The sequence below is a fragment of the Trinickia camelliae genome, from assembly GCF_053525655.1.
This window is the reverse complement of record NZ_JBCHAA010000037.1, coordinates 1-23,633: the sequence shown is the minus strand read 5'-3', so window position 1 is coordinate 23,633 and position 23,633 is coordinate 1. Positions and strand designations below refer to the sequence as shown.

The window sequence follows — 23,633 nt, the reverse complement described above, 5'->3', positions numbered from 1 at the left end:
GAACAACGCCATTCCCAACGGCTCGTGAGTGTCTAGGATAGCCGGGGCGATTCAATCCCAGATTCATGTAATAGCAGTCCTTCGCCCCGCCACCTATTATCAAGCCACTGGAAGCATGAACCGTTCAATTCGGTCAGTACGGTCCTCGATGTGACCGCGGGCCTGATGAACGTCGTGCCGAGCAATCCCTGGCGACCGATTCAGCAACTCGTCTTGATTGCGCAAACCAACCTCTTGCGCTGAGGGAGCGATATGGACACCACTGCACTCATGCTTTCGCGGCTGCAGTTCGCCTTCACGGTATCGTTTCACATCATCTTTCCTTCGTTCACCATCGGCCTGGCGGCATGGCTGACGGTACTGGAAGCGCTGCATCTGATGACTGGGCGCCCCGCCTATCGCCGCGTCTTCGAGTTCTGGCTGAAGATTTTCGGGATCGCTTTCGGTATGGGCGTGGTCTCCGGAATCGTACTGGCCTTCGAGTTCGGCACGAACTGGAGCGAACTGTCACGGCTCTCGGGGTCGATCCAAGGGCCGCTGTTGTCCTATGAGACCTTCACAGCCTTCATGCTAGAGGCGTCGTTCTTCGGCGTGCTGCTTTTCGGCAGAAACAAGGTAAAGCCGGGCCTGTATCTCTTCTCTGCGGCGATGGTCGCGCTCGGCACGACGTTCTCGGCGTTCTGGATCATGGTGAACAATAGCTGGATGCAATATCCGGTGGGGTACACGATCCAGAACGGCGTCTACGTACCGGACGACTGGGCGAAAATCATCTTCAGTCCGGTTGTATGGGTGCGGTTTCCTCATATGCTGCTCGCGGCGTATGTCACCGGCGCGTTCTGTGTCGCCGCGACAGGTGCGTGGTACACGCTGCGCAGGATGTGTCCCGCCGAAGCCCGCATCATGCTGCGCATGGGCTTGTTTCTCGCGGCGATCCTCGTGCCGGTCCAACTGCTGTTCGGACATCTGGTCGGCGATTATGTGCACCGCTATCAGCCCATTAAGTTTGCAACGATCGAGGCGCGTTGGCACGACGAACAACCCGCATCCGAAGTCCTGCTTGCGTGGCCCGATGCAGCGCACGAAAAGAACGAATATGCGATATCAGTTCCGGTCCTCGGCAGCCTGATTGGATCGATGACGCTCGATTCGAAAGAGGTCGGTCTCACTGATTTTCCGCGCGGCGAGCGTCCGCCGATCGCCATCCCGTTCTTTGCATTCCGGGTCATGGTGGGGTGCGGTCTCCTCATGCTACTCGTCGCCTGGGGCGGAACCCTGCTGTCGCTCAAGGAGCGCCTGTTGCAGCGGCGCGCGTTACTGTGGGCGGTATTCCTGTGCTTTCCGCTGCCGTTCATCGCGACGCTTACCGGCTGGCTTACCGCGGAGGTTGGACGTCAGCCGTGGACTGTCTATGGACTGCTGCGCACCGCTGACGCGCTTACGCCGTTCCTGACTGCGCGCGCGGCCGCAGGTTCGCTGTTGGTCTTCTGTACGACCTATTTCTTCATCTTTGCCTTCGGCACCTTCTACATTTACAGGCTGCTCAAAGGGGGCCCTGCCGAGGACCTGCTGCACCCGCCGCCTGCCGCGTTGCCGAACCGGCCGCTTTCGGTGGCGGCCGAACTGCCGTCGACGGTCAAATGATCCAGGAGATGCGCAAATGATCCTCTACTGGTCGCTGATACTTGCTCTCAGCATGTTGCTGTACGTATTGCTCGATGGCTTCGATCTCGGTGTCGGCATGCTGTTCGGTGTGACCCGGGACGAAACGCGCAGAAGCCATATGCTGGCCGCCGTTTCGCCGCTGTGGGATGGCAACGAAACCTGGTTGATCGTGGCCGGCGTCGTGTTGTGGGGCGCTTTCTCACCGGCCTACGCGTTGCTGGTCTCCGCGTTCTATATCCCGGTGATTCTGATGCTCGCGGGTTTGATCTTCCGCGGCGTTGCCTTCGAATTCCGGGGCAGGGCACGTCGTACGCGCGCAATCTGGAACGTCGGTTTCGTAGTGGGTTCGGTCGTCGCCGCCTTCATGCAGGGGGCGATGGTCGGTGCGCTCGCAAAGGGGCTGCGGATCGTCGACGGACGTTTCGGGGGCGACGTCATGACCTGGTGCAGTCCTTTCTCGATGCTTTGCGGCGTAGCGTTGTGCGTCGGCTATGCGCTGCTCGGTGCGAGCTGGATTATCAAGAAATGCGAGGCAGACGCCCGCGACGCTGCGTATCGGGCGATTCCGCCGCTTCTGGTCGTGGTACTCGTTCTGTTGGCCATGCTGTTCGTTCATGCGCTTTATGAAAACCTCGCGATCATGCATCGCTGGCTCGACCGACCCTATCTTTTTCTTGTGCCATTGGTGGCGCTATGTGCAATCGCGGGGACTCTGACCGGCGTCAAACGACACCGCGACAACCAGCCGTTCCTGATGATCGTAGTGCTGTTCATCTGCGCTTACGCGATGCTGGCGATTTCGTTCTGGCCGTACATGATCCCGTTCTCGCTCACGATCACCCAGGCAGCAGGACCGCATGCAAGCCTCGCCTTCATGTTCTGGGGGGCTGGCCTGTTCGTCTACCCGTTGATGCTGATCTACACGATCTATAGCTACAACGTGTTCAAGGGCAAGGTTGACCTGACTTCGGGTCACTACTGATGAAAGCTATCGCCACCTTCCATGTGTATGGCGCGTGCTTCAGGTTGTGGGCCGGCCCAAGCGGTCGGCTTACGACGGGTCAATCGGCTGATTACGGATGCGACGACACGCGCGCGTGCGCAGTCAGCCCGCAAGCGAGGATCGGGAAACGTCATTGCAAGACAACCTTGCCATGAGGTACCGGGATTCTGCAGGTTCGTCCAATTGGAGTCATTCGTAGCCACCGGAGAGATCATGAAAGTTGCCTTGTTTGTTCCATGTTTCATAGACGCCTTTTTTCCCGATGTCGGCGTCGCAACGCTCGAGCTGCTTGAGCGTTTGGGTTGCGATGTGGACTTTCCGCTCGAACAGACCTGCTGTGGTCAGCCGATGGGCAATAGCGGTTGCGAGAAAGACGCCGCGGCGACCGAAGCGCTGTTCGTCAAGAACTTTGCCGGCTACGACTACATCGTTGCGCCGAGCGGCAGCTGCGTGCACCACGTGCGCGATCATTTCACGGCAATCGAATCGACCGCGGAAAGCAGGGCTGTGCGGGCCAACACTTATGAGCTGGTCGAATTCCTGCACGACGTGTTGAAGGTCGACGCGCTTCCGTGGGCCGAGTTTCCACATAAGGTCGGCCTGCACAACAGTTGCGGAACGCTGCGAGGGCTGCGCACCGCGAAGATGTCGGAGACTAATGAGCCGTTCTTCTCGAAACCGCTGTCGCTGCTGCAGAAGGTTAAGGGAATCGAGTTCGTTACGCCCGCTCGGCCCGACGAATGCTGCGGATTCGGCGGCACGTTCTGCGTGACCGAGGAACCGGTCTCTGCGCGGATGGGCTATGACAAAGTCCGCGATCACAAGCAGGCCGGTGCCGAATACATCGTATCCGCGGATTCGTCGTGCCTGATGCACCAGAAAGGCTGCTCGGAACGGCTCGGCCTTGGTCTGAAGTTCATCCATATCGCACAGATCCTCAATGGAGCGCGCTCATGAAACGTGTCGACCACGTAAAGGCGTCGCGCGAATTTATCGCCGACGAAAAACACATCGAGTTCCATGACAAGCGCTTGTGGACTCTGCGAACCTTGCGAGACGAGGCCGCGCACGGCATCGAAGAATGGGAGCATTTGCGCTCGCTCGCTTCAGGCATCAAGGAACATGCGCTGACGCATCTCGCCGATTACCTCGAAGAATTCGAGCGCAACGCGACGAACAACGGTGTGATCGTGCACTGGGCGAAGGATGCGGAAGAGCACAATCGCATCGTGCACGAGATTCTCGAAAGCCACGGCGCAAAGACGCTCGTCAAAAGCAAGTCGATGCTGACCGAAGAATGCGAAATGCGCGAGTACCTCGAACCGCGGGGTATCACGGTCGTCGAATCCGATCTCGGCGAACGTATCCAGCAGCTCGATCACGAGCGCCCCGCACACGTTGTGGTGCCGGCGGTTCACAAACTCGCATCGGACGTCTCCCGAGTGTTTTCCAAAACGCTTGGAACTGATCCGGATAACAGTGACGTGCATTACCTCGCCGAAGCGCAGCGCGACGCGACCCGGCCAATCATCCTGAACGCGGAAGCCGGGATGACCGGCTGCAATTTTGCGGTCGCGGAGACGGGTGGCATTACGGTGTGCACGAACGAAGGCAATGCCGATCTTAGTGCGAACGTGCCGCCGTTGCACATTGCATCGATCGGCATTGAGAAGGTGATTCCGAAGCTCGAGCATCTCGGCGTGTTCATCCGGTTGCTGTCGCGCAGTGCGCTCGGCGCGCCGATTACGCAGTACACATCGCACTTCCGTGGTCCGCGCAAAGGCGGTGAAATGCACTTCGTGCTGGTGGACAACGGCCGTTCGGCACGACTCGCTATGGACGACTTCTGGTACTCGCTGAAGTGCATCCGCTGCGGCGCCTGCATGAATACTTGTCCGGTCTACCGGCGCAGCAGCGGCCTGAGTTACGGCGGGGTGTATTCCGGTCCGATCGGCGCGATCATCAATCCGACCTTCGATCTGAAGAAATACAGCGCGCTGCCGTTTGCTTCGACGATGAACGGCAGTTGTACGAACGTCTGTCCGGTCAAGATCAACATTCACGAGCAGATCTACAAGTGGCGCCAGATCGTCGCCGAGCAGCACGAGTTGCCATTCATCAAGAAAGAGGCAATGAAGGTTGCTGGCAAGGTGCTGGCGGAGCCGAAGCTGTACCGCGCGGCGGTCAAGGCAGCGGACGCGGCTGTCGCGACGTTGCCGCGTGCCTTCATCTACAACCCCTTCAACGCGTGGGGCAAGCAACGGGAAGTGCCAGAGGCGCCCGAGCAAACCTTCCGCGACTGGTACCTCAAGAACAGGAAAGCAAAATGAACAGCCGAAACGCCATTCTCGACAGTCTGCGCGCCACGCAGCGCGCACCCGCGTTGCTTCCGGACGTGCCGATGTTCGACGCCGGGTTACCCCCGGCGCTCGACAGGTTCAAGGAGACGCTTGCCCAGATGGGCGGCATCTGGGCGGAGATGCCTGCTGACGGCGACATCGACGCGCTGATCCGGGCGCGCCATCCGGATGCGAAAGTGATCTGTTCAGCCGTGCCCGAAGTGGCCGGTACGCGGCGTATCGAACAGGTCCGCGATCCGCATGAACTGAACGACGTCGATGTTGGTATCGTGCGGCCGCGCTTCGCGGTCGCCGAGACCGGGTCGATCTGGCTCAGTGAAGTGCAGTATCAGGTCAATGCGCTTGGCTATCTGTCCCAGCATCTCGTTGCGTTGCTCGATCCGGCCGACATTGTCGGCAATCTGCACCACGCGTACCACCGCTGCGAATTCTTCGCTGCGAACTACGCGGTGCTGATGAGCGGACCCTCCGCGACGGCCGATATCGAGGGTGTCCTGATTCTCGGCGCTCAAGGCATCCGCTCGCTCACGGTGATTCCGGCTCCACGGGTTCGTGACCCCGCGTAAGCAAAATGAACGCAACCGCGATCGTTGGGGGCGGGGTGCGCAGTTGCTGCAAGCACAGTTCCGGTTTTCGCGGTCGAGGTCATGCGTTGGCAAGCCACGCTGAAGGTCGGGCCGCGCCCGGAAGACTGAGGGGCGCCCGGTAGTCCGGATCGCCGCAAATTTGCGGCGTTCGGGCGAAGCGTGGCCTTCCGGATGGCAGATACGCCGCGACTTTTTCGGCCCGGTGACGCTTAAAAAACCAGCACGAACGATGGCTGAAACGAAAGAAACACGAAACGAAGCGCGCATTCGGGCCGACGACGTATTGATCGACCTGCTCAAGAGCCTGCCGTTTCGCGACCGGCTTGCCGAGGGCAGCTTGACGGCGCTGCAGGCCGTCTGCGGCGCATGTCTCGCTTACGGCATCGCCTGCGCGCTACATACCGAACAGGCTTTCTGGGCCGCGATTACGGCCATCTCCGTCACACATCCCCGCTACGCGGACACCCGCAACCTGTCACGCGACCAGTTCATCGGGGCCATGGCGGGTGGCCTGCTCGGTTTCGTCGGCGCTTCTTTCGGCGCTGGCAAGCACGAGATCTTGGGCTACGCGGCGACAATTGCCGCAGTGATCATCGTCTGCTGGTGCGTGAACGTGGGTAGCGCAGCGCGCCTTGGCGCCATCACCGCGACTATCGTGCTGCTGGTTCCCGAGCAAGGACCGCTATGGGGCGTGCCGTTGTTCCGGCTCTTGCAGGTCGTCCTCGGCACGGTGTCCACGCTTCTCGTCAGTTGGCTCTTCACTCAAGTTCACCATAGACTGGCGCGACGCTAGCGCCAGCTATGATCGCACCTGAAAAATTCAAATTGGCCGGAATGCATCCAGTTGGAAATCACGTGTCGCTCCTGATTGGCCGCGTGGAGCTCAAACGAGCGACTGTTGCCGGCTAGGTGTGTGACTGGACGCCCGGTGAACGTCGATCTGCGATCGCGAAAAAAAGGCACTGAACGCAGAGCTTAATGGTGGACGTAAATCGGCGGTGAATAAGTACTCACCGTCATGTCAGTCCGCCGATTTTGTTGCGATGTTCCGTTGACGCTCGGACCGTAACCGGTAACGCCTTGCGCAACGCCACTTTGTTCGACGACGCGTCTCTCAGCTGCCTGAATGTCGGCCGGATAGTTCGCGTCGTCACCCGCCGACGGGTTATACCCGGCCTGCTCGACGCGCACGAGGTCTGCTTCGACTTGCGCACGCGTCAGCGGCACGCTACTAACCTGCGCGGAGGAAAGCGTCGGGCTAGTGAGCGCTCCGATAGCTAACGTAATGCAGATAAGCGTTTTCATGATTGAAAACTCCTTCATTTACTGAGGCGCAACGAAGAGGCGAGCGGAGTCGTGGATCGGCGTCTCACCGATCCATAAGAACATCGCTAGGTGCCGGTAACGATCGTTACCCTAAGGTTTTCATGTCACGCTATTGCTCAGCAGCGACATATGGCTTCACCATCTTGGCGGGATCGACGACGCGATCGAACTCCTCCTCAGAGACAAAGCCGAGCTGGAGGGCCGCTGCCTTCAGGGTAAGATCGTGATCCATCGCGTGATGCGCGATTTTCGAGGCTTTGTCATATCCGATTACTGGAGCCAGCGCGGTGACCAGCATCAGGGAGCGATCCACGTACTCCTTGATCTTCTTGACGTTCGGCTTCGTGCCCTCGATCAGGAATCGACGGAAGTTCGTGCAGCCGTCGGTCATTAACGTAATCGAATGAGTCAGGTTGAAGATGATGAGCGGCTTGTAGACGTTCATCTCGAGATATCCGCTCGCGCCGCCAAAGCCGACCGCGACGTCGTTCGCCATGACCTGCACGGCGAGCATTGTCAGCGCCTCCGCCTGGGTCGGATTGACCTTGCCGGGCATGATGGAGGATCCCGGTTCATTTTCTGGGATCAGCAGTTCCGCGAAGCCCGCACGCGGGCCGCACGACATCAGTCGAATGTCGTTGCCGATCTTGTAGAGCGAGACCGCCAGTGTGCGAAACGTACCGGAAAGCTGTATCAGCGCATCGTGGGCGCCCTGTACGGTGAACTTGTTCGATGCGCTGACAAACGGCAGTTCCGTCAGCCTGGAAATTTCAGCTGCGGCGGCCTCCGCGAAGCCCGGTGCGGCGTTGATCCCGGTTCCCACCGCGGTACCGCCCAACGCGAGGCAATACGCTCCATTTAGAGCATCGTCGATTCGGGCAAGGTTGTCGGCAAGCATACCGGCATAGCCGGACCACTCCTGGCCGAGCGTGAGCGGCGTTGCATCCTGCATATGGGTTCGGCCGATCTTGACGATGTCCTTCCACTCTTCAGCCTTGGCGGCGATCGCGTCATGTAGTGCCTTTACCGCCGGAACCAGGCGCTGCGTCGTGTTGACGACCGCGGCGATGTACATCGCGGAAGGAAACGAGTCATTCGACGATTGCGACATATTGACGTGATCGTTCGGATGCACCGGCTTCTTGCTGCCGAGCTCCGTGCCAGCGAGCTGACAACAGCGATTTGAGATCACTTCATTGACGTTCATGTTGAACTGTGTACCGCTGCCGGTCATCCAGACGTGCAAAGGAAACATGTCGTGGTGCTGGCCGGCCAGAATTTCATCGCATACCTGGGCAATCAGAGTATGGGTGTGATCGTCAAGACGTTTGCCCGCATGATTTGCGTTGGCCGCCGCCTTCTTGAGGATGGCATAGGCAGTTATCATTTCCCTCGGCATCAGGTCTCTGCCGATACTGAAGTGTTCGAGCGAGCGCTGCGTCTGAGCGCCCCAAAGCCTGTCGGCGATGACGGTGACTTCTCCGAGGCTGTCAGCCTCTGTGCGAACGTTGCCCATCGTAAATCTCCTTTCATTGAAAATGTCGCGATGCCAGGCCTGCGGGCAATCCGACCGGGTGCTGCCGATAAGCGAGACGGCCCATCAGCTCAGGTGAGTCGCCAGGACGATTGCGACAGTGATAGTCACAATCGAGCCGACAGTGCCAACCAGAGTGGAGGCCGCGGCTTCATCCGCATAGGTTCGGTAACGTAGTGCAAGCATTGATGCAGCCGTCGCGGTTGGGATCGCTCCGGTCAAAAACAATTCGCGTGCCGGTGCGCTGTGTATGCGGAACAGCGTCGTCAACCCAAAGAGGACGGCGGCCTGCCCCACGTTCTTCATCAATGCGTTGAAGGCGATATCGCGGTCCATGCGCAGCCGTTGTCCATAGAGAATCAATCCCAACGTGAACAGCGCGACGCCCGCGGCAGCCTGACCAATGAGATTGAACGAAAGCTCGAGTACCTTGGGTGTATGGACACCCAAAAGGGCGATGATTGCACCGATGATCGGCAGCCAGACGACCGGCTGCTTAATGGCATCGAGGAAGCTATGAGCCACTAGCGCCCCAGTGTTCTGCCCGGCCTTGCCGCCACCGAGACCGATCTGAACCAGGACCAGAGTCAGCGGGATCATGATTACGCTGGTGACGAGATTGCCTACCACAACTGCGAGCACGCCCTGTTGACCGATTACTGCTTCCAGGACTGGAAGTCCTGAATACGCCATACTCGGGAAGGCGCAAACCAGTGCCTGCAGCGCACTCTCGCTGAGACTGTGGCGGAACACCAATTTGCCAATTCCGAATGCGATGGCGTAGGGCACCATCAGCCCCAACAACATAGAAAGAAGATAGGGGCCGTTCTCTATTGCTGTGGGGGATATATTCAGAACACCGCCAAGAAGGGCGAGCGGCAGAGCGAAGCGGACAACGAAGTCCGCGAATATAGGCGCTGAAGATTTCTCGATGATGCGAAATTTGGCTGCGAGTACGCCTAGGGCTACGACGAATACGACGGGCAGCAAGGCTGCCAGGATAGTCTGTGTCATGACTTGATCTCGATGTGTCGCAATAAGAAGGGGGCAGAAAGCAAAGCAAACTTGTTAGGATGCTTTATTCGGCGCCGCTGCACAGGAATTAATTGGGCTCGCTCCTCTGTCAATCGTGGCTGATCGATAAGACGACGAACCGTCGAGACACACCGTACCTACCGGTTGCCATAGATGTCGATTGATATGGATGCCTCAGTGTCTACTTGGTATTGATGCTAGTTTGCGTGTCCTACGACGTCTATTACATAAAGCTGGAATCAGTTCGCTTGGCAGGTCGACCATGATGATTCTCGGCGGTTACCGGGCGATGCGCTCATGGCGATGTATGTTCTTCAACGATTCAGCGCAGCGATGAGCGAACATGGGCCACGTCTCACTGCACCAGTCATCGTCTAGATCCGGTACCGACCTCGCGGGCGGTCGATTACAGGCTCGTCTTTCGTGAGACCGTAGCTGGACTGGTCGTCTTGATTGCTTGTCCTCGTTGCTCAACAAGCGTGAAGTGCCAATATCCTCAGCCGGGCCGATTCCAGATTCATGTAATAGCCGTCCTTCTCCTTGACGACTATCGTCAAGAAACAGGCGCTAGGAAACATTCAAATCACTCAGTAATACTTTGTGGGTGCATTGCGGGCCTCGAGTGAAAGCAGTCCTCGTGAACGTCCTGCCGGGCAAATCACGGTAGCCGATTCGGCAATCCGTCTTGGTCGCGAAAACCAACCTCTGTTGCTAGGAGAGCGGTATGGAAATGACCGCGCTCATGCTGTCGCGGTTGCGGTCCGCCTTTACGGTGCGCGCCACGCTAGGCGCATTAAATTTGCAAAGTTTATTGATGTTCACATCGACCCCGCGCGCCTTTGAAAGAGAGGTGCGCACCTGTTGGCAGCTTCGTTTTTTTTGACAGGTGCCGTCAACCATGGTCTCACGTCGTGAGCGGTTTCAGCATATATCGGAAACGCGGAGGCAGCAGTGAATGAAGAAGAGTTAGCCTCTCCCATAACCGATATTGTGGAAACGGAACGTCCATCCGAGTGGAACTGGGTTGATGACCACGGCATCCCGTTGAGAATCACCCCCGATCGCATAACAAGAATTGGCATATTTGGCGTATGTGGTTGGTCTTTGATCGAGACACCTTTGGAAATTGACGTGTCGAATACGAATACCTGGCTACTCGCGCTCGCAGTATCGAAGCTGATAGTGATCCTCACCGGTACCGGTGCTATCGCTAGGGTACGCGCCGCACGCGCTACCTTTGCTTTCATCTGCGGGGCAGGTGTGCTGGCCGTTGCGCCCGCGCTGCCGCTTTTATATGCGCGATCCGTTGAGATCGCAGTGGTATCGACATTGGAATGCGTTTTGAAGGCTGCGTGTCTCGGCGCGCTTTTCCTTTCGTCGTTTCAGAAGAAGCCGAGTAAAAAGCGGGCGGGCACCGTGGATCCAGGTATTCGGTGAGATCGATCAAGGCCCGACGATGTGTTTAGAGAAGCATTAAACGCATGCCGTGCTTCCCAACTTAGCCATGAGTGATGGCACTCCCTATGGCATATCTGATTTTGTGTCGCGTTCGTACTTTTGTTCGGAGTTCGTGCCGTCGTCGCTTCTGAATTTAATAGGTATGTTCAGTTTGAGATCAAGGTTGAGATCGGGGATCGTCGCACGTCCGCCGGGCCCGCTGGTGACGTCCGCAAAAGCACGGTGCAAGACTATTCAATTGTCAGTCGAGACTTTGCGTGTCCAGGTGGCCGACAGCTTCCCGACGTTGCAGCAGGGGGAAGGCTTCGCCGTCAGACGATAGATTTATAACGCCAAAAGCGGTGGTGACATTACATAATCATGTAGGAGTAGCGCGGCTTCGCGCGCTTCCGGACGCCGGTTCTGGAGACTATAATTTGTCATTCGCACGTCCGAGTGAGATGCACCGGCAGCGTGTCTATCGGGGACGGACTGTACTGACGTTAGATGATGGCTTTACCTGACCCCAGAGAGGTTTCATGGAATCCGCAAACGAACTGGTCTATGTGGTGGACGACGACAAGCGGGTGCAAGAAGCGCTTTCTGCGCTGCTGCTCTCACATGGAAGAAACGTCCGGGCATTCAGCTCCGGTGGAGAGTTTCTCGACACACCGCGTCAAAACGTTGTTGCGTGTCTGATCCTGGATCTGACAATGCCAGGCATGGACGGCCTGGAGGTCCAGAAGCTCATTCGAGCGGAATTTCCGATTCCCGTTATTTTCCTTACTGGAAGGGGAGACGTGCCGTCAGTGGTCCTGGCCATGAAGGGCGGGGCTGTTGACTTCCTCTCAAAGCCCGTCGATGAAGACGCGTTGATGCGCGCGGTCGATGTGGCCCTCGCCAGGGCGCACGTCCTTCGCAAGGAGGCGGAGGATGCGATGACGCTCCAGGCTCTCTATCAATCGCTGACGCCTCGCGAGCAGGAGCTTTTGCCGTTGCTCGCAAGCGGCTTGCTCAATAAGCAGGCGGCGGCGGTCCTCGGCATCACCGAATACACGGTGCAGGTTCATCGCGGCCATATCATGAGGAAGATGCAGGCCGATTCATTTGCCGCTTTAGTGAAGCAGGCAAGTAAGCTACAGCTCGAAACCCCACATATCACTACGCTCGGCGCCTGACGCTATACGCGTCCACGCGCTCCGAACTCCTTTGCCCATCGCAAGCACCTTTGCGAGCACGATGCCACGGAGCCGCCACCTGCCGGCTAAAACGTTCAAGCGATATTATCGAGCAGGTCCAACAACGCGTCCCCATCAATGGGCTTTCTGAAGAAGCCTAGTGCGCCTCTTTGCAGATAGTAGTCTTCCGTGTGCTCACTCGGCTTGCCCGTGATGATGATGACGGGCATCGATACATCGGAATGAATCATTCTCTCGAGCACGTGCATGCCGTCGATGGGCCACATTCCCAGGTCGGTGATAACGCATACGAGGTCTGCGTCGCCGTCGGCAAAAAAATTGGGCGGAGAGTCGTAGAGCCGTGTTCCATACCCGCCAGACGCAAGCAAGTTCGCAAGAGACGCTAGAACGCGTCGATCATCGTCAATCACGGCAACGTTCCGAATCGGAGGCTGGATCATTATTTTCTCCGAGCCATGGAATCCAGCAGAAAACTGGTGCTAGCGCCAGGCATCGAACGTGGTCGCTGTCCGACCACATGCACCAGTTCGCTTGCGGATTCCATGGAGTCCCTATGTGGTTAGGTGAGTGCCTCTCCTAACGTCGGCACAGACCATCCACGATAATCTCATCGAATGTCGCTTTCGTGCGGTCGGCGCCGATTAAAAATTATAGCCCTGATAATCATCAGACGGAAGCACGAAAAGCCATATTGAGCCTTACATGAATATGTAATGGCACTACTAAATATGAATTCGTAGACTTATATTTTTTGCATCGGAAATAAATTCTTTATCCTGTATTCTTTGATAGTGATTCTACAGTCGTAATGATTCGATCGTAGGCGCTCGATCACCCCCAGTCAGCCTGCCGCACGCGGCCTTCCAGCGTTCTCTCGGGTACAAAGCATCGCTCCTGGAGACGTCGTAGGCCGGCCGCTCACGACTCGGGCAAGCAGCAGAATGGATCGGAATCCCATGAATCAGATCGAACTCAATGTGGATCGCGCTCCGTGGCTTCGCGCGCGCGAGCGAACCGTCGTTGTTCCCGAGGATTTCGGCTACAAGCCCCTCGACGGCCTCCTCGATGCCCCGATGCACTCCGGGACCTTCTTGCGCCTCGCCATTGGCATCGCGTCGGCGCTTGCCAAAGTCCACCGGAGTGGGCTCGTGCATAAGGACGTCAAGCCGGCCAACATCCTGGTGAATCCCGATAGCGGTGAAGTCAAGCTCACAGGTTTTGGTCTCGCTTCGCGGATTACGCGAGAGCGTCAACGGCCCGAACCGCCCGAGTCAATCGCCGGTACGCTCGCCTACATGGCGCCGGAGCAAACCGGGCGGATGAATCGTTCGGTCGACTCCCGCAGCGATCTCTACGCGTTCGGCGTGACGCTCTATCAGATGCTCACGGGAAGTCTGCCATTCACCGCTGTCGATCCGATGGAATGGGTGCACTGTCACATCGCGAGAAAGGCGGTGCCGCCGCACGAGCGCGTGGTCCACTTGGCGCCGGTCCTTTCCGCGATTGTGATGAAGCTGCTCGCCAAGACTGCGGAGGAGCGCTATCAGACCGCGGCAGGCGTTGAAGCGGACCTGCGACGCTGCCTGGCGCTTTGGGAAACCCAGCGACGCATCGACGAATTCCCGCTCGGCGAGTTCGACATATCGGACCAGTTGATGATTCCGGAGAGGCTGTACGGGCGATCGGGCGAGATCGAGACCTTGTTTGCCGCCTTCGATCGCGTCGTCACCAGCGGTGCGCCCGAACTGGTTCTGGTCTCCGGGTATTCCGGCATTGGCAAGTCGTCCGTGGTCAACGAACTGCACCGCGCGCTGGTGCCGTCGAACGCGTTCTTCGCCTCCGGTAAATTCGATCAGTTCAAAGACATCCCCTATGCGACGCTGGCGCAAGCCTTTCGGATTCTGTTACGGCCGCTGCTTGGCAAAAGCGAGGCGGAGCTTGCGGCCTGGCGCGACACGCTGCGGGAAGCGCTGGGGCCGAATGCTGGACTCGTCGTGGATCTCGTTCCTGAAGTGGCGCACATCATCGGACCGCCCGCGCCAATCCCCGAGTTGCCTCCACAAGACGCGCACCAGCGGTTTCAGCTCGTGTTCCGGCGATTCATCGAAGTCTTCGCCCGGCCGGAACATCCGCTGGTGCTCTTCCTCGACGATTTGCAATGGCTCGATGTGGCGACGCTTGACCTGATCGAGGACCTGTTGACCCGGTCCCGTCCGCAGTACCTCATGCTGATCGGCGCCTATCGCAACAACGAAATCGATTCCGCGCATCCGCTGATGCGCAAGCTCGATGCCATCAGAGCCGCAGGCGGCAAAGTCGCGGAGATCACGCTCGTGCCGCTTGCGCGAGAGCATCTCGAACAGTTGATGGCGGATGCCTTTCGTTGTGAGGCGGGGCGGGTCGCGCCGCTCGCGTGGCTCGTGCATGACAAGACCGCCGGAAATCCCTTCTTCGCCATTCAGTTCATTGCTTCACTGACAGAAGAGGGGATGCTGATCTTCGATCATGATGCGGCGCGCTGGTCGTGGGACCTCGATCGCATCCGCACGAAGGCTCATACCGACAATGTGGTGGAACTCATGGTCGGTAAGGTGATCCGCCTGTCCGCCGAAACGCAGCAGGACCTGCAACTGCTTGCGTGCATGGGGAACAGCGCCGAGCTCGCCCTGCTGGAAACCGTTTCCCCGCGCCCGGAAGACGATCTCCATGAGGGGCTTTGGGAAGCCATTCGTGCAGGCCTCATTGTCTGCACGGAGCATTCCTGCCGCTTCGTGCACGATCGGATTCAAGAGGCGGCGTACTCCTTGATCCCAGAGGAGTCCCGTGCGCAGATCCATCTCCGGATAGGCAGGGCGCTCGCTGCCAGCATCGCGCCGGAAAAGCTGCCGGAGCTGATCTTCGAGATCGTCAACCAGCTCAATCGCGGCGCACACCTCATCACGTCACAGGACGAGCGCGAGAAGCTCGCCGATCTGAACCTGATCGCTGGCAAGCGCGCGAAGGCATCGTGCGCGTATGCCTCCGCGCTGGCGTATCTCAGCACGGGCGCGGCGCTGCTGCGGGAGGATACGTGGGCGCGCCGGCAGGAGCTTGCCTTCGCCTTGGAACTGCACAGGACTGACTGCGAGCTTTGGATGGGCGCATTGCCTTCCGTCGAGGAACATCTCGCGGCGCTTGCAACGCGCGCTGCCGACACGGTCCAACGAGCGGCCGTCGCGAGCCGGCGCGTGGATCTATACACGATGCTGGGGGCCAGCGACCGCGCGGTGGAGGTGGGCTTGGAATACCTCCGGCGTGTGGGCATTGACTGGACCGCCCACCCCACCCAACAGGAAGCGCGTCGCGAGTACGAGCGCATCTGGTCCCAGCTCGGAAGGCGGGAGATCGAGGCTCTCATCGACCTGCCGTTGATGAAGGATCCGGAGTCTCTAGCTACGCTCGACGTGCTCACTACCCTTGGAGCGCCGACGTTATACACCGACGGAAATCTGTACGCGCTCACCATTTGCAGGGCGGTCAATCTCAGCCTGGAGCATGGCAACAGCGACGCCGCACCAGCGCACTACGTCTCGGTGGGGCTTATCGCCGGCAACCGCTTCGGCCACTACGACGAAGGTTATCGACTCGGAAAGATGGCCTGCGATCTGACCGAACGCCGCGGACTGAAGCGTCTCGGAGGAAAGACCTATCTGGTCTTCGCGCTCGTGGTCCCGTGGACACGATCGCTTCGGGAGTGTGTCGATCCGGCCCGGCGTGCTTTTCAGATGGCGAACGAGCAAGGCGATCCGACGTTTGCGGCCTACGCGTGCCGCAATATCAGTTCCAATTTGCTGGCCTCAGGCGAGCCACTTGATCGGGTTGCGCGTGAAGCCGAGCACGGATTGGAGTTCGCGCGCACGGTGCGGTTCGGATTCGCTGCCGACATGATTTCCGCCCCGCTCGCGCTCGTGCGCACGCTCCGTGGCGAAACCGCGAAATTCGGCTCGCTTGAGGTCGGCGCGTTCACGGAGCGCTCGCTCGAGGCGCGCCTGACCGGTCACCCGGCTCTGGCCTTGCCCGAATGTTTCTACTGGATTCGAAAACTGCAGGCATGCTTCTTCGCTGGCGACTATGCGTCGGCTGTCGATGCCGCGGAAATGGCGGAAAAATGCTTTTCGACCTCGGCGTCGCTTTCGGTCATGCTGTTGGAGAGAGCGGACTACCACCTTTACGCCGCTCTCTCTCGCGCCGCACGCTGCGAGCCCATGGGCCCCGATATGTATTCAAAGCATCGTGAGGCGCTGTCCGCACATGACAAACAACTCCGGGCATGGACGGAAAACTGCCCCCAGAACTTCGAGGATCGTGCACTGATGGTCGGCGCGGAGATTGCGCGCATCGAAGGGCGCTTGCCCGAGGCAATGGATCTGTACGAGCAAGCCATTCGCCGTGCGCGTTCGAACGGCTTCGTTCATAACGAGGCGCTGTCCTACGAACTGGCTGCCCGCTGCTACGCGGCGCGCGGCCTTGAGGAGATTGCCCATCTCTACCTCGGAAACGCACGGCGCGCTTATCTGCGGTGGGGAGCCTTTGGCAAGGTGCGACAACTCCATCAGCTCTATCCCGCGTTGAGGCAGGACGAGCGTGCTCCGGGTGCCGCAGGCATGATCGACGCGCCGGTCGAAGATCTGGATCTGGCCACTGTGATCAAAGTGTCGCAGGCGGTGTCGGGCGAGATTGTCCCCGAAAAGCTCATCGAATCGCTGTTGCGTACAGCCATCGAGCATGCCGGGGCGGACCGTGGGCTGTTGATTCTCCCGCGTGACGGCGAATTCCTGATTCAGGCGGAAGCGAAGACCAGCGGCACCGCTGTTTCGGTCAGCCTGCACGAGACGCTAGTTTGCGCGGACGAGCTCCCCGAGACAGTGATCCGTTATGCCGCGCGCACCCAGGAGAGCGTGCTTCTCAACGACACTTCAATAGGGGGCCTGCATTCCAGCGACGAGTACATTCGCGCGCGGGGCGTCCGGTCGATACTCTGCCTGCCGTTGATGAAGCAGGGTGCGCTGGTTGCGCTGCTGTATCTGGAAAACAGGTTTGCTCCAGGTGTTTTCACGCCCGACAGGATTTCTGTCCTGAACTTGATTGCTTCCCAGGCTGCGATTTCGCTCGAAAACAGCAGCCTGTATCGCGAGCTGCAGAAACGCGAGGCCGAGATTCGCCGCCTGGTCGACGCCAACATTGTCGGGATCCTGATGTGGGACCGGGAAGGCCGGATTCTCGAGGCCAATGACGCGTTCCTGCGCATGGTCGGATACCGGCGCGAGGATCTCGTGTCGGGTCGGCTGCATTGGACCGACCTGACGCCTCCCGAATTGCTAGCCCATCAACTCGAACAAATCTTGCCGCGGCTCGAGCAGACCGGCAGCGTGCAGCCCTTCGAAAAGGAATATCTCCATAAGGATGGTCACCGCGTTTCCGTGCTCGTCGGATCGGCCGCTTTCGACGACGAACACAGGCGTGGCGTGGCCTTTGTCGTCGACATGACCGAGCGTAAGCAAGCCGAGGAAGAGCTGCGGCGCAGCCGCCAGTACCTGACGGAAGCGCAGATGGTCAGCCACACGGGAAGCTGGGCATGGAGCACTGTTTCAAATGCCATTCTGTATTGGTCGGACGAGTGCTATCGGGTCATGGGCCATGACCCTGCGAAGGGCCTGCCTTCGTTCGAGCAATTAGTGGAGGACGTTTTTCCGGATGACCGCACCCGAGTCCTGGAGAGCCTGGAGAAGTCCGTGCGCGAAGGTTCCGACTGGGAAGCCGAGTACCGGCTCGTGAACTTTGATACCGGAGTGAGAACCGTCCGTAGCTTGGCGCATCCGATTCTGGACCTCTCGGGCCAGGCTATCGAATACATCGGCACCGTGATCGATGTCACCGAGCAGAAGCGTGCGGAGGATGAGCGCGAGGAACATCTATGGTTCCTCGAGTGCATGGACCGCATCAACCGCGCCATGCAGCGAACGAACGAGGTCGAGGGCATGACGCGCGGCGTGCTAGAGGAGGCGCGGGTGATCTTCAATTGCGATCGGGCCTGGCTGGTCTATCCTTGCGATCCCGATGCGCCGACGATTCGCGCGGTGATGGAGCATACGCACCCGGACTATCCGGGCGCCTTCGCGCTCGACCAGGAGGTGCCGGTGGACGATCGAGTGGCGGAATGCCTGCGCGACCTGCTGCACGCCCCAGGGGCGGTGGTGGATCCAGGCATCCCTTCGGAGATTCGGGAGCGGTTCAACATCCTGTCGACGATCGCGATCGCGGTTCGCCCCAGGGGCGACAGGGCGTACCTGTTCGGGCTGCATCAGTGCTCGCATTTGCGCTCCTGGACCGCCTTGGAGCGGCGGCTCTTCGAGGAGATTGGGAGACGCCTGGAAGATGCGTTGACGGGCGCGCTCGCACACCGCAACCTGCTCGCGAGCGAGGAGGCGCTGCGCACGAGCGAGGAACGCTTCCGAACCCTTGTCGAACACGCGACCGACGCCATTTTTCTGTACGACGAGGAAGGGACTGTGCTCGACGTAAACCGTCAGGCCTGCGAGGCGCTAGGCTATACGCGCGAAGAGCTCATCGGCATGAGCAACTATCAGTTCGAGCGCGACATAACGCCGGAAAAGGAACAGTGGGTGAAGCAGCGACTGCGCGAGGACGGAAGTGCAACGTTCAACGGCTGCCGCATCCGAAAGGACGGAAGTATCTTTCCCGTCGAGTTGCGTATACGGGCGTTCAACCGCGGCGGACGCCTTTTCGCCATTGCACTCGCCAGCGACATCACCGATCGCAAGCGCCGCGAGCAGCGGCTGCTCGCGCAATTCGGCGTCACGCGGACGCTGTCGGAAGCGGGCTCGCTCGACGAGGCGGCACCGCGTATTCTGCGTGAAATGTGTGAGGCACTCGAGTGGGATCGTGGCGCATTCTGGCGCGTCGATCCGGAAGCGGATGTGCCGGTGCGCGTGCAAGCATGGCCGTCGGCCGCTTTTGCGCGGGCCGGCTCCGGCTCGGTGTCCGGGACGGGCTCCTTCGGCATGGGGCTCCCCGCGCGAGCATGGTCGAGCGGCGCAGCTGCATGGATTCCTGACATGCAGCTCGATCGCGAGTTTCAGCGGGCAGAATCTGCCGCAAAGGAAGGGCTCCGCACGGCCTGCGCCTTCCCAATCAAGTCCAAGAGCGACGTACTTGGCGTGATCGAATTCTTTAGCCGCGAGGTCCGCTACGCCGATCCCGAGCTCTTGCAGACGATGACCTCCGTCGGAAACCAGATCGGGCAATTCATCGAGCGCACGCGAGCGGAAGACGCGCTGCGACATGCGCGGGAAGAGCTTGCGCAGGCGTCACGGATGGCGACAGTGGCCGAGCTGTCCGCGTCCATCGCTCACGAAATCAATCAACCATTGCAGGCCGTTGTGGCCAATGGGCAGGCATGCCGGCGCTGGCTCGCTGCGACGCCGCCAGACATCGACCAAGCCCGGCGCAGTGCAGAAGCCATCGTTCGTGATGGATACGCCACGGCGGATGTAATCAGCCGTATTCGCGCGCTCTTCAAGCGCACGGCTCCTGCACACGTCGATCTTGACGTCAATAAGCTGATACTTCAGGTCTGCACGCTGATGGCTGACGAAATCGACGGGAACGAGATCTTGCTCGCGACTCAGCTAGCTCAGGACCTGCCGATGATCAAAGCCGACGCAGTGCAGATTCAGCAGGTGATCGTCAACCTCGTGCGTAACGCCGTCGAGGCGTTGTCGGCGACGACGGAGCGTAACAAGTCGCTATTGATCCGCTCCCGAGGCGATGGGGACAATGTGGTGGTCGACGTTCAGGATGAGGGTACGGGGCTGGCGAATTTGGAGACGATATTCGAACCTTTTACCACCACCAAGGAAACAGGCATGGGTATGGGGCTGGCGATATGCCGGTCGATTGTCGAAGCACACGCCGGCCGAATTTGGGTCGTGCGTAATGAGGTCCGTGGCGTGACGTTCAGCTTCAGCCTTCCGATGTCGGTCAGCGGGGCGGCGTTGGGAAGGTGACGGCCAGGGTTTCAATCTCAATCTAGTGTCCAGAGTTAGAAATTCGATTCAATATTTCTCTTCACCAATTGGAGACGTACTGGTTGAATAGACCTAAAGAAGGAATAAGGCTTGCGCGGCCTCGATCGGGCGGAAATACACGCCACGCACCATCTGCGTGTCGAAAGAAGCAGAGCTCAAACGTACCCCCATCCCGCCGCGAGGCTTCGACCCGTACGTATCGTCCGTAAGCGCAGCGTGCGTGGCTGAACCGTGTTACCCGCAGCGTTGTGGTCAAATTTGCGGCAAACCATTTTTCAACCATCAAACGCAAAGACATCTCATTAGTGTTCATCTGAGTCTCCTTCGACCACGTTCCCCCGGTTCTGCCATGCCCATTTGCAAGTGATGGCTAAGCCCGAAGGCGTTTGCCCTGCTTCGGAAAATTCATCCGAATGCGCCTTGGTGAATCGACTGCGTGCATGCTTGCTTGCTGGTCTTTCGCGGTGGAGGGCGGATTTGCGGATCTTTACGTCAACGATACGAAGCTTGTTGACTGCTGCCTATTACATAAAGCTGGAGTCAGGGCAGCTAACAGACGCAGCGATTTTTCTTCGAGGTGACGTGGGTGGGCGTTCGCCGGCGAAGCCCAGTGGGTTACCGATGATTTCTTGCGGACGCGTATCCTGACACCAGCGCGACGTCACAACATAAACATGTAATACCGGCGTCGAACCCGGCTTGCTATCGTTGTCTGCTGCAAGAGCAACCTCAACGCACTTAGGGCCGCATGAATGCCAACATCGACAACCGGAGTGACGACACTTTGATCGCGGCACATCCTCATGTGGCGCCGGTCGATGTCGATTTCTCCTTGGTTCGCAACATAGAATCGCGCCTCGTGAGAGCGCGCTCCGCCTTGCTGAGGGAATTGAATCAGGCTCTCGGCAGTCTTGATCTCGGCGTGAACGAAGCGAACTTGCTGATGGCGATCGGTAAAGGTGTCGCCAGCAGTCCTTCGGGATTGGCCGAGCTGTTAGGCGTGGACTCGGGATGCGTGAGCCGGTTGTTGGACCGACTGGAGAAGAGGTCGTTGCTACGGCGTTCCCGTAGCGGGGAAGACCGAAGAGTCGTAAAGGTTTCGCTGACGGAATGGGGTGCCCGTATGGTCATCCGCCTCGAGCAGACTATGCCCGGCATATTGAACGGGCGATTTCTCAGACTCTCGCCCGAAGAACTGGTCGAATTGCATGGTCTGCTTGAAAAACTAATCGGCAACTAGAACAATGGGTGAGATCGCCCGCTCCTTTTTCCGCGCGTTGGAGCATTTAAGCACCGAGCTGGGATCAACTTGTTTATTTCTGGGAGAAAGAATCATGAAGGCAAAGTGGGCACTCGTTTTTATCGCAGCATCGGCATTTAGCGCGATTTGCCAGCCGGCAAGCGCACAGGTAGCGGGCGCGCAGACCATCGGCATCTCGGTCGAGCAGTCGCAGTTGATCGTCGAGGGGTGGAGCGTCAAGAAGAGCCTGCTCGGCAAAAGCATCTACAACGACAGCGGCGAGAAGGTCGGCGTGCTGCACGACATCATCGTCGCGCCGGATAACGCCGTTTCGTTCGCGATCGTGGCGGCGCACCAGTTTCTCGGTGTGTCCCAGCACGACGTGGCGATCCCAATGTCGCAGCTCGACGTTGTGGACGGGAAGCTCGTGTGGGCCGGCGCCACTCGTGATGCAGTCAAGGCGATTCCGGCGTTTCAGTATGCGAAGGTCAGAGAGGTTCCGGTTGCGCGCAAGGAGTACGGCCGCCGCTGAGGCTGGTAGACGACCATGCCCGCTGGGAATTCCGGAGAAAATCGATGGAGCAGCGTTCGGCAACGGGTCGGTCGATGATCTCCCGCTTCATGCCCTTCAGGCATGTAAGCCGTCGTCGGGAGATCGTCCGGCAGTTCACGCCGAATTGGTTTGCGATGACGATGGGAACAGGCATCGTTTCCATCGTCCTGCCATTTGCCGTCGACGGAACTGTTCTGGCTGTGGCGACGATGGGGTTTTGGTTCATCGTCATCGCCAACACGCTCAAGGGAATGTGGCTCGGCAATCTGTTTCGGGCACCGTGCCTGATCGAGCCTTTAGAGTCAGCGCTGAGGCTTGGAGAGCGCCGCGGGTAGCCCGCCCTGAGCGCGGCATCGTCCGGCGACTTTCGTCGGCTATCGAACTTCCTGGTCTAGGGATGAATGGTTTCGCCGCGATTCAGCATGCCGATGAACTCCTCGATCTTGCGCACCCGTGTTGCGGGTTTTTTGGCATTCTGTATCCGAAACAGGATGGCGTAGCGGTTTCGGCCGTTCAGCGTCGCAAAGAACGCGCTGGCCTTGGGATTGGCATCCAGTGCGGCCTGCAGATCGTCCGGCACGACCGAGTTGCTGGCTGACGTATAGGCAGCCTCCCAGCGGCCATCCTCTTTGGCTTTCTCGATTTCTCGCATGCCCGAAGGAAGCATTCTGCCTGCGGCGATCAGCGCTTCGGCCCGGTCTTTGTTGAGCCTGGACCAGATGCTTTTTGCGGAGCGTCGAGTGAAGCGTTGCAACCAGTATTCTTCACTTTCAGTCTGTTTTTGACCGTCGATCCAGCCATGACAAAGGGCGCTTTCCAGCGCCTGTTCGTAAGTCACGGTTGGTTGCTCGGCACCCTTTTTGGCAAGGCGCAGCCATATCCCGGTCGAGGTACCGCCGTTTTGCGTCAACCAGTTTTCCCATTCATTCTGGTCAAGGAATGTCAGACGAGGCTCGGTCATGGAGGATCCGAATGGTTGCATTCAGGCAGCGAGGCTTCTTCGTTCACTGAAACCTCGCAGATTACCGATTTGCGCGGATTTGGGAATACCCGATTTATCGACAATTCAGCGTGTATCCATCCGAGTGGCGCGGTGACGGCGAAAGCGCCGCAAGGATGAAAGATAAGAAGCACGCAAATGCGGCTACCTAACACCATCCGTCAGTTGCTGCCGCGCGGACTGAACGTTCGCGGAAAGACCACAGGCGCATGCCGGTCTGCGAGCCGATACCCCAGCGCCGGCCGATTCGAATCCCCAGCGACGTAGCCAGCTTCCTTGAGGAATCCAGCGGCAAGCATGCGCGTGCGGAAGCCGCTTTTGTCCACCGGTCGGCCAAGCACGATCTCATACGCCCGCTGCAACTGTGGCAGCGTAAAGGGTTCCGGCAGCAAGAAAGCCGGCAGGGACGTGTACTCGACCTTGCTGCGCAGCCGCTCTACCGCTGCCTCAAGGACGTCGTCGTGATCGAACGCGAGTCCGCGCGCCTGAGTCACCGCATCGACCTCGAACCACGCCACTTCGGCAGCATTCGCACCCTTCGTGAGATCCCCGTCCTCGGCGGAAATCAGCGCGAACCAGACATGTGTGGCTGACCATCCGCGCGGGT

The 23,633-nt window shown here is 59.0% G+C and carries 19 protein-coding genes; 13 read left to right on the top strand and 6 right to left on the bottom strand.

The features are described from left to right. The first annotated feature begins 252 nt into the window (after positions 1-252). From AAHK20_RS33235 to AAHK20_RS33210, 6 genes are all read left to right on the top strand, one after another. Entirely contained in the window at positions 253-1,644 is a 1,392-nt protein-coding gene (locus AAHK20_RS33235) for a cytochrome ubiquinol oxidase subunit I (RefSeq protein ID WP_449185757.1), read from the top strand. Between the two features lie 16 nt (positions 1,645-1,660). Next, positions 1,661-2,647, top strand: coding sequence for a cytochrome d ubiquinol oxidase subunit II (gene cydB / locus AAHK20_RS33230; protein WP_449185756.1), 987 nt, complete (start codon positions 1,661-1,663; stop codon positions 2,645-2,647). A gap of 234 nt (positions 2,648-2,881) precedes the next feature. Next, positions 2,882-3,625, top strand: coding sequence for a (Fe-S)-binding protein (locus tag AAHK20_RS33225; RefSeq protein ID WP_449185759.1), 744 nt, complete (start codon positions 2,882-2,884; stop codon positions 3,623-3,625). Then, positions 3,622-4,998 carry a lactate utilization protein B gene (locus AAHK20_RS33220; protein ID WP_449185755.1) on the top strand — a complete coding sequence of 459 codons (1,377 nt, stop codon included), beginning with the start codon at positions 3,622-3,624 and terminating at the stop codon, positions 4,996-4,998. Before AAHK20_RS33225 ends, AAHK20_RS33220 begins: the two co-directional genes overlap by 4 nt. Then, a complete protein-coding gene (locus tag AAHK20_RS33215) occupies positions 4,995-5,594 on the top strand; it encodes a LutC/YkgG family protein (RefSeq protein ID WP_449185754.1) in 600 nt (199 codons plus the stop codon). The genes AAHK20_RS33220 and AAHK20_RS33215 overlap by 4 nt, the downstream gene beginning before the upstream one ends. Before the next feature lie 250 nt (positions 5,595-5,844). Next, complete coding sequence (locus tag AAHK20_RS33210) at positions 5,845-6,408, top strand: FUSC family protein (RefSeq protein ID WP_449185753.1); 564 nt, start codon at positions 5,845-5,847, stop codon at positions 6,406-6,408. Between the two features lie 182 nt (positions 6,409-6,590). On the opposite strand, the gene AAHK20_RS33205 is transcribed toward AAHK20_RS33210, so the two are convergent. The 3 genes from AAHK20_RS33205 to AAHK20_RS33195 all read right to left on the bottom strand — a co-directional run bounded on the left by AAHK20_RS33205 (position 6,591) and on the right by AAHK20_RS33195 (position 9,489). After that, positions 6,591-6,938 carry a DUF4148 domain-containing protein gene (locus AAHK20_RS33205; protein WP_449185752.1) on the bottom strand — a complete coding sequence of 116 codons (348 nt, stop codon included), beginning with the start codon at positions 6,936-6,938 and terminating at the stop codon, positions 6,591-6,593. Positions 6,939-7,050: 112 nt separating this feature from the next. Beyond that, on the bottom strand, positions 7,051-8,457 hold the full coding sequence (gene fumC, locus AAHK20_RS33200) for a class II fumarate hydratase (protein ID WP_449185751.1): 1,407 nt from the start codon (positions 8,455-8,457) through the stop codon (positions 7,051-7,053). Between the two features lie 84 nt (positions 8,458-8,541). Beyond that, complete coding sequence (locus tag AAHK20_RS33195; RefSeq protein ID WP_449185750.1) at positions 8,542-9,489, bottom strand: AEC family transporter; 948 nt, start codon at positions 9,487-9,489, stop codon at positions 8,542-8,544. A gap of 745 nt (positions 9,490-10,234) precedes the next feature. Between AAHK20_RS33195 and AAHK20_RS33190 the strand changes: the two genes are divergently transcribed. The 3 genes from AAHK20_RS33190 (at position 10,235) to AAHK20_RS33180 (ending at position 12,125) form a co-directional block, all read left to right on the top strand. Continuing rightward, positions 10,235-10,393 carry a hypothetical protein gene (locus tag AAHK20_RS33190; RefSeq protein ID WP_449185749.1) on the top strand — a complete coding sequence of 53 codons (159 nt, stop codon included), beginning with the start codon at positions 10,235-10,237 and terminating at the stop codon, positions 10,391-10,393. Positions 10,394-10,461: 68 nt separating this feature from the next. Then, positions 10,462-10,947, top strand: coding sequence for a hypothetical protein (locus AAHK20_RS33185; protein WP_449185748.1), 486 nt, complete (start codon positions 10,462-10,464; stop codon positions 10,945-10,947). 539 nt (positions 10,948-11,486) lie between these two features. Then, on the top strand, positions 11,487-12,125 hold the full coding sequence (locus AAHK20_RS33180; RefSeq protein ID WP_449185747.1) for a response regulator transcription factor: 639 nt from the start codon (positions 11,487-11,489) through the stop codon (positions 12,123-12,125). A gap of 95 nt (positions 12,126-12,220) precedes the next feature. On the opposite strand, the gene AAHK20_RS33175 is transcribed toward AAHK20_RS33180, so the two are convergent. Continuing rightward, positions 12,221-12,586, bottom strand: coding sequence for a response regulator (locus AAHK20_RS33175; RefSeq protein WP_449185746.1), 366 nt, complete (start codon positions 12,584-12,586; stop codon positions 12,221-12,223). A gap of 516 nt (positions 12,587-13,102) precedes the next feature. Here AAHK20_RS33175 and AAHK20_RS33170 point away from each other — a divergent pair. The 4 genes from AAHK20_RS33170 to AAHK20_RS33155 all read left to right on the top strand — a co-directional run bounded on the left by AAHK20_RS33170 (position 13,103) and on the right by AAHK20_RS33155 (position 22,361). Beyond that, positions 13,103-20,212: a PAS domain S-box protein gene (locus tag AAHK20_RS33170; protein ID WP_449185745.1), complete on the top strand. Its 7,110-nt coding sequence runs from the start codon at positions 13,103-13,105 to the stop codon at positions 20,210-20,212. A gap of 769 nt (positions 20,213-20,981) precedes the next feature. After that, the gene (locus AAHK20_RS33165; protein WP_449185744.1) at positions 20,982-21,473 is read left to right on the top strand and encodes a MarR family winged helix-turn-helix transcriptional regulator; all 492 of its coding nucleotides are present in this window, start codon (positions 20,982-20,984) and stop codon (positions 21,471-21,473) included. Positions 21,474-21,567: 94 nt separating this feature from the next. After that, positions 21,568-22,005: a PRC-barrel domain-containing protein gene (locus tag AAHK20_RS33160; protein ID WP_449185758.1), complete on the top strand. Its 438-nt coding sequence runs from the start codon at positions 21,568-21,570 to the stop codon at positions 22,003-22,005. 44 nt (positions 22,006-22,049) lie between these two features. Then, positions 22,050-22,361: an SLAC1 family transporter gene (locus tag AAHK20_RS33155; RefSeq protein ID WP_449185743.1), complete on the top strand. Its 312-nt coding sequence runs from the start codon at positions 22,050-22,052 to the stop codon at positions 22,359-22,361. Between the two features lie 56 nt (positions 22,362-22,417). On the opposite strand, the gene AAHK20_RS33150 is transcribed toward AAHK20_RS33155, so the two are convergent. Then, positions 22,418-22,987 (bottom strand): YdeI/OmpD-associated family protein, encoded by a 570-nt coding sequence (locus AAHK20_RS33150; RefSeq protein WP_449185742.1) that lies wholly within the window; start codon positions 22,985-22,987, stop codon positions 22,418-22,420. 200 nt (positions 22,988-23,187) lie between these two features. Further along, a partial coding sequence (locus tag AAHK20_RS33145; RefSeq protein ID WP_449185741.1) for an NUDIX hydrolase occupies positions 23,188-23,633 on the bottom strand: 446 nt, incomplete at its 5' end.

Coding starts and splice junctions, on each gene's coding strand:
- AAHK20_RS33235 (WP_449185757.1), top strand. CDS start 253: ATGGACACCACTGCACTCATGCTTTCGCGGCTGCAGTTCGCCTTCACG.
- cydB (WP_449185756.1), top strand. CDS start 1,661: ATGATCCTCTACTGGTCGCTGATACTTGCTCTCAGCATGTTGCTGTAC.
- AAHK20_RS33225 (WP_449185759.1), top strand. CDS start 2,882: ATGAAAGTTGCCTTGTTTGTTCCATGTTTCATAGACGCCTTTTTTCCC.
- AAHK20_RS33220 (WP_449185755.1), top strand. CDS start 3,622: ATGAAACGTGTCGACCACGTAAAGGCGTCGCGCGAATTTATCGCCGAC.
- AAHK20_RS33215 (WP_449185754.1), top strand. CDS start 4,995: ATGAACAGCCGAAACGCCATTCTCGACAGTCTGCGCGCCACGCAGCGC.
- AAHK20_RS33210 (WP_449185753.1), top strand. CDS start 5,845: ATGGCTGAAACGAAAGAAACACGAAACGAAGCGCGCATTCGGGCCGAC.
- AAHK20_RS33205 (WP_449185752.1), bottom strand. CDS start 6,938: ATGAAGGAGTTTTCAATCATGAAAACGCTTATCTGCATTACGTTAGCT.
- fumC (WP_449185751.1), bottom strand. CDS start 8,457: ATGGGCAACGTTCGCACAGAGGCTGACAGCCTCGGAGAAGTCACCGTC.
- AAHK20_RS33195 (WP_449185750.1), bottom strand. CDS start 9,489: ATGACACAGACTATCCTGGCAGCCTTGCTGCCCGTCGTATTCGTCGTA.
- AAHK20_RS33190 (WP_449185749.1), top strand. CDS start 10,235: ATGGAAATGACCGCGCTCATGCTGTCGCGGTTGCGGTCCGCCTTTACG.
- AAHK20_RS33180 (WP_449185747.1), top strand. CDS start 11,487: ATGGAATCCGCAAACGAACTGGTCTATGTGGTGGACGACGACAAGCGG.
- AAHK20_RS33175 (WP_449185746.1), bottom strand. CDS start 12,586: ATGATCCAGCCTCCGATTCGGAACGTTGCCGTGATTGACGATGATCGA.
- AAHK20_RS33170 (WP_449185745.1), top strand. CDS start 13,103: ATGAATCAGATCGAACTCAATGTGGATCGCGCTCCGTGGCTTCGCGCG.
- AAHK20_RS33165 (WP_449185744.1), top strand. CDS start 20,982: ATGAATGCCAACATCGACAACCGGAGTGACGACACTTTGATCGCGGCA.
- AAHK20_RS33160 (WP_449185758.1), top strand. CDS start 21,568: ATGAAGGCAAAGTGGGCACTCGTTTTTATCGCAGCATCGGCATTTAGC.
- AAHK20_RS33155 (WP_449185743.1), top strand. CDS start 22,050: ATGGAGCAGCGTTCGGCAACGGGTCGGTCGATGATCTCCCGCTTCATG.
- AAHK20_RS33150 (WP_449185742.1), bottom strand. CDS start 22,987: ATGACCGAGCCTCGTCTGACATTCCTTGACCAGAATGAATGGGAAAAC.